This is a genomic window from Rhodopirellula islandica (genome assembly GCF_001027925.1).
GTDB classification, from domain to species: domain Bacteria; phylum Planctomycetota; class Planctomycetia; order Pirellulales; family Pirellulaceae; genus Rhodopirellula; species Rhodopirellula islandica.
On sequence record NZ_LECT01000046.1, the window covers coordinates 97,258 to 107,500 of the forward strand.

Annotated in this window: 7 protein-coding genes (1 of these 7 cut by a window edge); all 7 read right to left on the reverse strand. The window is 58.6% G+C overall.

The window, feature by feature from the left end:
• Positions 1-25: 25 nt before the first annotated feature.
• The gene (locus tag RISK_RS24040) at positions 26-1,030 is read right to left on the reverse strand and encodes a class I SAM-dependent methyltransferase (protein WP_047816865.1); all 1,005 of its coding nucleotides are present in this window, start codon (positions 1,028-1,030) and stop codon (positions 26-28) included.
• A complete protein-coding gene (locus RISK_RS24045; RefSeq protein WP_047816866.1) occupies positions 1,027-2,160 on the reverse strand; it encodes an ABC transporter ATP-binding protein in 1,134 nt (377 codons plus the stop codon). Before RISK_RS24045 ends, RISK_RS24040 begins: the two co-directional genes overlap by 4 nt.
• Entirely contained in the window at positions 2,157-4,478 is a 2,322-nt protein-coding gene (locus RISK_RS24050) for a hypothetical protein (RefSeq protein WP_047816867.1), read from the reverse strand. Before RISK_RS24050 ends, RISK_RS24045 begins: the two co-directional genes overlap by 4 nt.
• Complete coding sequence (locus RISK_RS24055) at positions 4,475-4,825, reverse strand: hypothetical protein (RefSeq protein ID WP_236696645.1); 351 nt, start codon at positions 4,823-4,825, stop codon at positions 4,475-4,477. Before RISK_RS24055 ends, RISK_RS24050 begins: the two co-directional genes overlap by 4 nt.
• A gap of 24 nt (positions 4,826-4,849) precedes the next feature.
• Positions 4,850-7,231, reverse strand: a complete 2,382-nt coding sequence (ppk1, locus tag RISK_RS24060) for a polyphosphate kinase 1 (protein WP_047816869.1) — start codon at positions 7,229-7,231, stop codon at positions 4,850-4,852.
• The gene (locus RISK_RS24065; RefSeq protein ID WP_390173963.1) at positions 7,228-8,469 is read right to left on the reverse strand and encodes a c-type cytochrome domain-containing protein; all 1,242 of its coding nucleotides are present in this window, start codon (positions 8,467-8,469) and stop codon (positions 7,228-7,230) included. Before RISK_RS24065 ends, ppk1 begins: the two co-directional genes overlap by 4 nt.
• Positions 8,470-8,696: 227 nt before the next feature.
• Positions 8,697-10,243 carry the 3' portion of an ATPase with chaperone activity gene (locus RISK_RS24070; RefSeq protein ID WP_236696647.1) on the reverse strand. Its footprint extends 181 nt past the window's final position, so only the last 1,547 of its 1,728 coding nucleotides appear in the window; its start codon lies beyond the right edge, outside the window; it ends in the stop codon at positions 8,697-8,699.

Genomic DNA, 10,243 nt, shown 5'->3' on the forward strand with positions numbered 1-10,243 from the left:
TTCGAATGGTTCCTGCGCCAATTTGTCAGCTCGTGCGAGTGATTCGCCAGCACCGGTGAATGCGTCGATTGCGGAAGTCTTCCGGGACGGTTTGCCGGCTGATTTCGTGGACTTTGGTTCCCGGGAAAGCGGATTCGTCCATCTGAAATTGTCGGTAGTTATTCGAGAAGTAGAGAACGCCGTCTCGCGAGATGTGCTTGAGGGTTTGCTGCAGCAGATCCTTGTAGTCGTCTTGCACGACCCAATCCTTTTGGGTGCGTTTGCTGTTGCTGAACGTAGGTGGGTCGACGAAAGCGACATCGAAAACAGCGGTGGCAGGAAGGTTTTTGATGAATGCCATCGCGTCCTCGGCGATGAATTCGTGTGAGTCGCCTCCGAACCCATTCAGGTGCATGTTCTCTTTCGCCCACGTCAGGTACGTGTTCGACAGATCGACGGTGGTGGTGGATGCGGCACCTCCATCGGCGGCGTAGACCGTGAACGAACCCGTGTAGGCGAACAGGTTGAGGAATCGTTTGCCAGTGACCTCGTCACGGACCATGGACCGCGTGATCCGGTGATCGAGAAACAACCCCGTGTCGATGTAGTCCGACAAATTGACTTGGAATTTCAGCCCGCCCTCGTGAGCTTCGATCTGGTAGTGACGGCTGGCAACGGTTTCGTGCTGGGCGGTTCCACGTTGTCGTTTGCGTTGTTTGAAGAACACTTTGGAACGCGGCACATCCAGCGTCTTTGCGGCGACCTTCACCATGTGTTCCAGCCACACCGTGTGTTCGTCATCGCTGCGGTCGTGGGGGCGTTCAAATTCTCCGATGTGCAAGTGGTCTTCGTAGCGATCGACGACCAAGGGGACTTCGGGGACATCACGCTCGTACAATCGGTAGCAGGTGATGTCTTGTTTGGTGGGCCAACGGCGGAGGTGCTTGGCGCGTTTTCGAAGTCGTGCGGCGAACTCTTCGCTTTGTCGCGCGGTGACTTCGGGCGAGGGCAGGGGGGTGACGGGTTTGGGTGGGGTAAAGAAATCGCTCATTGAACCAGACCTTCGGTGACCTGGAGGAAGACATCCTCGAGGCTCTTTTTGTGTGCGGCAACCTCAGCGATGAGAAACCCTTGTCCAATCAACCAGGCGACCAAGTTGGCTTGATCACGAACATCACCTTCGAATTCGAATCGCACGAGTTCGCCATCGACGACGACTTGGGATGCGGGAGGAAGGGATTGATCGCCGCTGTTGGCGGATGACGTTTCGACGGAGGCGCCGTTGGAATTCGACGTTGGGGTGGAATTGGACGTGGGGGGGTTGGAAGATTGTTCGGCGAGATGCTTGCGGATCAAGTCCCCCGCTTCGCCCGCGCGTTCGAGCACTCGCAGAGTGAGTTCGCGATGTTGGGCGCGTTGACGTTGGATGTCTTCGACGCTGCCGGTCGCCAGCAGTTGGCCTTGTTCGATGATGCCGACGCTGTCGCACATCTCGGCCAGTTCAGTCAGGATGTGACTGCTGATCAAGACTGTTTTTCCGCGATTGGCCAATTGGCGAATCATTTGTCGCAATTGAATTCGGGCTCGCGGGTCCAATCCGGCGGCCGGTTCATCGAGAATCAAAACGGCGGGGTCGTGGACCAAGGCTCGGCCGAGACAAAGACGTTGCTTCATGCCCTTGCTCAAGCCCCGAATCGGTTTGTCTTTCATGCCGACTGTGCCGGTGAATTCCAGCACCTCTCGCAACCGCCGGGTGCGATCGCGACCGGTCAAGCCGTAGGCACGAGCGAAGAAGTCCAGGTACTCCTCGCAATTGACGTCGCGGTAGGTGCCGAAGCTGTCGGGCATGAATCCCAATCGGCTGCGGACGAGTTCGGGGTCGTTGACGACGGAGAACCCATCGACGAACGCATCGCCAAAGCTGGGCAGATCCAACGTCGCGAGGATTCGCATCGACGTGGTTTTTCCCGCACCGTTGGGGCCGATGTAGCCAAACACGTGTCCCCGACGAACCGAGAACGAGATGTCATGGACGGCGTGTGTCTTGCCAAAGTAGCGGTGCAGTCGGCGGAGTTCGATGCAATCGGCGGTGCCGGAGTGGACTCCGGACATGCTGGGGTTGTTCGGCGACGTGTTCGCGGGTTGCGAGGTCGATTGGGAGTCTTGCGAAGTCGTGCTCATGGCAGGTCTCCCATCACAAAGTGGATGCTGTTTTCGATGGAGATCCCCTCGATCGCTGGGACGTCGTCGGACAACTCTGCGAGGGCGATGTAAGAGCGATTGGGAAGTGACTTGCCCAATTGCATTCGTTGCTGCAGTTCGTACTCAAACACACCATCGGTGGGTGCGGCGGTCAGGCCGAGTGTCGATCGGATTTTGTTGATGACGTCAAATGTCTCGGTCAGCAAGCGGCGACGCGCTTGGCCATTTGTGGAGTCGGATTGACGGTTCGTTTTGGAGTTCACCAACCATTGGCGTTTGTACCAATCCCCCATCAACTTGGACGCGTCGAGGGAGGTGACCAGTTTGGCACGAGCGGATTCGCCCGAGCTGACATCGTCCGCTAGGAAGAACAGCCCATCCTGGTCTCGGATCAAGACGCTTTGCAGGTCCAGTTCGCATTCGTTCTTCAGTTCCACACTGACTCGTTTGACGGCGTCCGATTCCGATTTTGTGATGCGGACCGTGCCAAATTGATCGCGGGGTTGTTCGACCACGAACTGGCGTTGTTGGCGACTGGGGAGCAGTCGGCTGGAGAAGCGGATTTCGTCGTCGGTGACGCTCACTGTTCCGCGGGGGTCGAAACGTTGGTTGATTCGGTCTTCCCAGCTTGTTTCTTCATTGTCGAGCAACAGCGTCACGGACGCATTGGCTGGGAAACGCAGTCCGTTGGAGGGACGAATGCCGGCGAAATAGGTTGAACGCGTTCGAGACATGGCGTCGCCGTCGGCGTTGGCCCAAGTGATTTGTCGGGCTCGCAGTCGCGTGCCGAACCCATCCGCGATGATTCCGTATCCCATCATCGCGACGGTGGTGGCAATGGCGAGTACGGGAGCGATCAAGAACATCAGGTAGCTGCGTCCGCTCTTGGTCGTTTTTCGGTAAGCCACCGGTCCGACCAGGATCACGAACAATCCCAGGAATCCCATGAAGGTGTAGACCGGGGGTTGCGAGACACCGGGGATCATCCATTCAAAGAAGCGTTGGGTGCCGATCATCGGATCGACACCGCGACGCAGGGTTCGATGGGCATGGAACCCGAGGAGGTTTTTCGTGGTTCGCCAATCCAAGATGCTGACGGGTTCATCGTCTTGATGAGCGGGCAGTTGGATGAGCAGGCCCGCTTGCAGTGGAAAGGCCTGCATGCCCATTTCCGTTCCCAGTCGGGTGTTGGCATGGTTGGCAAAGGCATTCGCGAATGAGCGACGAAATTTTTCAATTGCGTCGATGCCTCGCTGAGTCGCCTCGTCGACTTGTTGGTTGACCGCGTACATTCGGCCCCAGTTGTTCGACATTTCTGCTGCGCCGGTGCGAAGCGATTGCAACGCGGAGATGGCGTAGGCATCGATGGTGGCAGCATCCAGAGTCGAGGCCGAGGAACTGATTCTTTGAATGTCGTTTTTTTGCTCTGGTGGCGTCCCACGGATCAGGATTACGCCGCCACCACGGACCCACTGCATCAGGGGTTTCCACCAAGACGGTTGTTCGGCCTGGAACTTCAGGTAGTCCTCTCGGTGAATGACCACCGCATCAAAGGGGAGCCACGAACGCCAATCGAGAGGCAGTTCATCGGGAGCGTGTGACTGGACGGCAACAAACGGTTCGTTGACTCGGCCGTCTTCATTGACCCGGAGTTGTTCGGGTTGAAGCACGTCGGCGTCCCACTGCATGTCGAAGGTTGATTCGATCAGCGATTGCAGGGATTTTTCGCGGAGGTCCTGGTCTTGCTCGGAGTTGATCCAGATCAATCGCCAGCGCAGTTCGTTGCGAATGCCTTCATTGATCGCGGTGTATCGCTGGAGGGACTTGCCGATTTCATTGGGGACTGGGGTGATGGATTGCCCGTTTTCCAAGATCGAAACTTCGTAGGCGTCCCCGTAAGATGTTTTGGGAACGTGCCGGACGATCGTTTGCTGGGTCGACTTTTCGGGGATTTGGAATGGGATTTCCACTTCCAGCGCCGACTGCGGTGGGCTGTGCCCGTCTCCGCGAGGACTCAGCAGCAAGGTGAAGTTGAGATCGGCCGTGGTGGGGCCGCCCGTGGTCATGAAATCGATCTCGACACGCTGTGTTTCAGGGATGTCGGGGGCGGAAAGACGGACGTTGATTTGGTACCCCAGCCGATTGACGCGGCCACGCGGGAATGCCGTGCCGTTGTTGCCGTCGTTGATCCAGAGACTTTGACCGCCCGGGGAGGGCTGTGCCAAGGCGTTGGGCGAAACAAATCCGGTCAGCAGGCAGGCAGCCATGACCCCGAAAGCAAGCGTCGAGCGATTCATAGTTCTCTCTCCCGAGGCTTGAGCAACTGCGGCGGCAATTCGTCTTTGGCGAACGGGCTGCCTTGTCGAGATTGGTCGACGCGACCGATGGTCAGCCGCGCGACCAGCCAAGAAACCAGAAAGGCAAACGCGGCGATGGCGAAGAAGGCGGCGAAAAAGCCGAGCGCAGCAAGAGCGGCTTTGGCAAACACGGCTCCGTTGCCCGCCGCTCGTGTGATGGCGGCAAGGAGGGCAGCGACTGCCGTGATTGCCATCATCATGCGGAAGGAAATGCGAGGCAGCACACGGCTGCGGATGACCGGTTGGATCGACGGCGTGGGCGTGATGATCGGTTCGGGGGCAGACATGCGCTGTGTCAATCAGAGACGAGATCAATCAGGACGATGAGTTTCGAAAGTCGATTGCGAGTCCTGTTTGGCTGCTTTTCGATTTTCGACCACCTGATGATACAGTGTCTCCTGAACCCGCATGGGGGCCTGGTTCTTGCGAGGCCTCAAACGCTGGTAACTTCCGTCCGGCTGCATCCGCCACGCGTTTTGGTTGTCGCGGAAATACAGTTGCAGGGTTTCGCGAAGACGTTTGCGGGCTTCGGGATCGATGACGGGAACCAGGAGTTCAACGCGGCGGTCCAGGTTGCGAGGCATCCAGTCGGCACTGCTGATGAACATCTCGTGATCGCCACCGTGGCGGAAGTAAAACGTTCGGGCGTGTTCCAAGAAGCGGTCGACGATGGAAACGACTTCAATCGTTTCGCTCATCCCTGGCACGCCGGGTCGCAAGCAGCAGACGCCACGAACGTTGAGGCGGATCTTCACGCCCGCTTGGCTGGCCAGGTACAACGCGTCGATGACTTCGGTGTCCACCAAGGCGTTCATCTTGGCGATGATCTCGCCCTTTTGTCCCTGCCGGGAACGTTCCGTTTCGCCTTGGATCAGCTCCAGGATTTGACGCCGCAGCGTCAGCGGTGCCATGCCGAGTTGTTGCAGTGGTTGCGGTTGGCTGGCCCCCGTGACGGCGTTGAAGAACATCGTCGCGTCGGTGCCCAAGATTTCATCGCAGGTCAGCACCGAAATGTCGCCGTACAGGTTGGCGGTGACCTCGTTGTAGTTGCCGGTTCCGAAGTGAACGTAGCGGACCAGTCCCTGGGGTTCGCGGCGAACGATGATGCACACTTTGGCGTGCGTTTTGAGGCCACGGATGCCGTAAATGACCTGCACCCCGGCCTGTTCCATTTCGCGAGCCCATTCGATGTTGCGGGCTTCATCGAAACGAGCTTTCAGTTCCACGATCGCGGTGACGTACTTGCCTCGCTCCGCCGCTCGCATGAGCGCGGCCACGATTGGGCTGTTGCGGCTGGTTCGATACAGGATTTGCTTGACGGCCAGGACGTCTGGGTCGACCGCGGCTTCTTCCAGCAATCGCACCACCGGATCAAAGGACTCGTAGGGGTGCATCAGCATGATGTCCCCTTCGGAGATCGACGTGAACATGGACTCGGCGGGATTGATCTTGGGGCTTCGTTGCGGCGGCCATTCCTCGTCGCGAAGGGAGTTCATGCCCTTCAGGCCATGCAGCGAGAACAGATACGTCAGGTCCAGGGGGCCATCGATGTCGAAGACAAACTGCGGGTCAACCTGGAAGCTCTTGATCAGATAGTCGCGAATATCGGGATTCGCGTTGGCATCGATTTCCAGTCGAACCACGTCTGACAAGCGTCGACTTTCGAGGACTTCTTCCATGCCGCCGAGCAAGTCACCCGCACCGTCTTCGCGGAGTTCAATGTCCGCGTTGCGAGTGATCCGGAACGGTTTGCACTGAATGACTTCGCGACCGGGGAAGAACTCGTTGACGAAATGTGACACCAGATCTTCCAGCAGCGCGTAGGCGTAGCCAGATTCGGTGGGTGATGTGTCCACGCTGTTTTGGGGAGCAGTTGCCTTGTCGATCGGGGCCTTTTCGATGGGCAGTGGAATGACACGTCCGAGGGTGCGTCCGAGTGGAATGACCGCGAATTGAGTCTCGGGAGCTTCGTCTTTGGAGGCGGGTGAATCGTGGGCGAGCGAAGCTGGTTGCTTGGACGATTCGTGCTGTTTTTGGTTTGACTGGACTCGATCCGCAAGGGAGTCCGTTGCCGCTGGTGTCGGTTGAGGGCCGATCTCATCGCCCGGGCTCAGCTGCACACACAGATGGATTCCTAGCCCGGGCAGCATGGGGAAGCGTCGGTCGTGCAGGGCTTGGGGGGACAGGACTGCCAGCACGTCGCCGCGAAAATGGCGTTCTGCCGCCGCAAGCGAGCGGTCGCTGCATTCGGCCGGGTCGATTTGGTTGATGTGATGTTCGCTGAGCAACGGCAGCAGTTCGTTTTTCAGCAACTGGTACTGCCGGTCGACATGAGCTTGGCAGCGTTCTGAGATCGCTTGCAACTGTTCCGTCGCGGTGCGGCCGGATGGGTCACGCCGTCCGCCACCGCTCATCGCTTGCAGTTTCAAACTGCCCACGCGGACCATCATGAACTCATCCAAGTTCGAGCTGGTGATCGCCAGGAATTTGGCTCGTTCCAGCAATTGCACCGCTGGATCATCGGCTTGATCCAGGACACGAGCGTTGAATTCCAGCCATCCCAGTTCGCGATTGATGAACCGAGGAGCGTCAGCGAACGAGTCGTCGACCTTTCGCCGCGACGTGGTTTTGGAGCTTTTGGAAGGGCGTTTGCCGACGGACTGGGAGGGCTCGGGGTCGTGGGACAACGTCAAACTCGCAATGGAAATGAAGTGAACTGGGCGTCAGGAAAATCGAGCCGACCGACTTGGGCGGTCGAGTCCGTCGGGGCGGCTTCCCCCGTGATTTCGGGCGAGGCTTCTTCAAGTGAGCTCTCGGGGATGGTCTCCGCGGCCTCTTCGGGAGGCCAAGGTTGGCCCAGCAAGATGCTGATCGCCTTGGGATAGAAGTCTTTCCCGTAGGTCAACTCGCCGCCTTGGTGTCCCACCGCACCCACCATGCCAGCGACCACCAATAAACCGATTTTCCAAACGTTTGTCAGGCGTTGGTGGCTCGCTTCGTCGTCGCTTCGCAAAGATTTCAGAGCGATGATCGCGAAGATGCTGGAGAGGACCGTCACGATGATGGCGGACCAGCGATGCCAAAACAGCTCCGAGTCCAAGTTGATTTTGGTCCAGGAGCCGTAGCCTTTTTCGACCGAGAAAGACCATCCCATCATCGTTGCCACAATCGCGGTCGCGGCACCCAGCAGCAGGCAAACCAAGGGGACTTGGGTGCCCAGTGTGGGCCATTTCCAACCCAGCACGACAAACAGTCCGCCGACCAGGAACAAGGCGATGGGGAAGTGAACGGTCGCGGGGTGCAGGAACCCTTGGAACGACCAGACCCGAGCCAGCAGCCCTGCCTGGGTCGGATCGATTCCTTTGCGAATGCCATCGGCGAGCTCAACCGGTTGCCCCGAGCCGTCCAGGTCAGGTTGAACCAGGTGGGCATCCTCCGGCCAGTTCGCCCCTTCTTCGATCCAGATCCGAATCAAGGCCAGTTCCGCGGGGGCAAGCGGGCCGCCGTGGCTGCGTGGAGGCATCAGCATGTCGTCGTCTTCGCTGACCAGGTAATCGATGTACATCGAACTTGATTCCAAGTCCTCTGCCTCGACATAGCCAAAGACCGTGTCACGATCATCGACCCGGAAATCGGCTTTGGCTTCTTCGGCGCCGTGGCATTCCAAGCAGTGCTGCCGGAAGATCGGGGCAATGTCGCGTTCGAAGTTCACCACCAGGCCCTCTTCGTCGACCGCCATCCGGATCGCAGCGGCCTCAGCGGAGTCCTCTTCGGCGGCGTTCGCCACGCGGGGCCCCAGTTGCAGGCAAAGCAAGGGCAGGAGGGATAGCAGCAGGAACAAATCGCCACCGCGGGTGGTTCGTCCGGGGCGGGTGGCGTTGCGGCGGAGTGGAGATTTGAGCATCAGCAGCAAAGAAGAGGTGATGGACATGATGGAAAGCAGAATGGAGGGCGGGACTCATTGAGAAATGAGCGAGAGGGGGGCGGCTCATTGTACCGGCGAACGAGCCGCCGCCAAACCAGGATGGCGTTTCAGGCATTCCTCCCGTCCCTTGATGAATTCATCGCGGCCGCGTTCCATCGGGCAAGCAAAGGGGAGCCGTTTTGCCGTCTGAAGCTTTGCCGTCTGAAGCACTGGGCAACGGCCTCGCGCAGAAGCTACATCACGGAGAAGTAGTTGTCGCAAGCGAAGTCGAAGTACTCCTTTTTGAGCTCCACTTCGAGGTTGTTGTAGAGGCAAAAGTTGCGAACTTGCAGCAGTAAATCTCGCGGTTGGCAGTTGCGGAACGGGCGGTCGACGGCCAAGTAGTGAGTCTTGACCAAGTAATCAATCGCCTCCGCGTTGTAAGGAATCTTGGTGACTTTGCACATGATTTCAAACAGCTTGCGGAAGTCGGCCTCGGGCGGGTTCTCGACTTCAATTTTATAGGGGATGCGGCGGAGGAACGCGTCGTCGACCAGGTCTTTCGGTTCCAGGTTGGTGCTGAAGATGACCAATTGGTCGAACGGGACCTGGATCTTCTTGCCCGATGCCATGTTCAAAAAGTCATAGCGTTTTTCCAGTGGGATGATCCAGCGGTTGAGCAGCTGGTCAACGGACATCTTTTGACGGCCAAAGTCATCAATCACCAGCGTTCCGCAGTTGCTTTTCATCTGCAGGGGAGCTTCGCTGATGTTGCTGGTCGGGTTGTTCAGAACCTCCAGCATCTCCATCGTCAGTTCCCCACCGGCGACGATGGTGGGGCGTTTGATCCGCACCCAGCGTTTGTCAAAGCTGCCGGAGTTCAGCAGGCCGCCGGAGGTTTCCGGCATGGCGGCTTCGTGGTTCATCGGGTCGAAGACACGCAAGATGTCGCCGTCGATGTCCACCGCCCGCGGGATCCAGATGTACTTGCCAAAAGCGCCCGTGACCCGTTCCGCAATCGAGGTTTTGCCGTTGCCGGGGAAGCCAAACAAGAACATCCCGCGACCGCTGGCGACCGCGGGGCCCAGTCGGTGAAGCATTTTGGGGTTGATCAAAAGGTCACTGAAAGCCCGCTGCAAGTCGTTTCGTTTCGGGTATTGCCCCTCAATGGTTTGAAGTTTGACGCTCTCGATGTAGTCGGCCAATCGAACGGGGCAGCTTCCATGGTAAGTGGAGTCATGGAGGTGATTGCGGGCGATCGCACGGCCGGATTCAGTGAGCACATACACGTAGTCATTGGTGGCGGTCGCACTTTTGTAAGCGACGGACTGATCCATCTTCAGCCGTTCCAGGATGGGCTCGATCAACCGAAAGGGCAGTTGGACTTGGTCCGCGATGCGACGTCCTTCCGATTCGCCAGCGTTGAGAATGAAGCGGAAGATGATCGATTCGACGAGAGTTTCGTTGATATGGCCAGTCACAATCGAATCAGGTTCCACGGGCCTCCACGGTTCGTCGCGATTGGGCTGGTATCCAGCCGGCTGGGTCGGACGCGGGCGTGCGGGGCTCGGCCGGTTCTGCTCCGGGGAGCGATTTTGTCCCTGCGGCTGGCCTGGAACGGGAGCGGGGCCGCTGGATGCGAGCGGCGCCGCGGGATGTGGCGGACTGTTTCCGGCAGCAGCTCGAGGGGCAGCGGAAGATCCAGGACTCGGGGCAATCGGGGAGGGGGTGCCAGCGGCGGCGGAGATGGAACCGGGTGTGACTGCCTTGTTGGGTGAAATTCCGGCGGACGGGTTGGTGG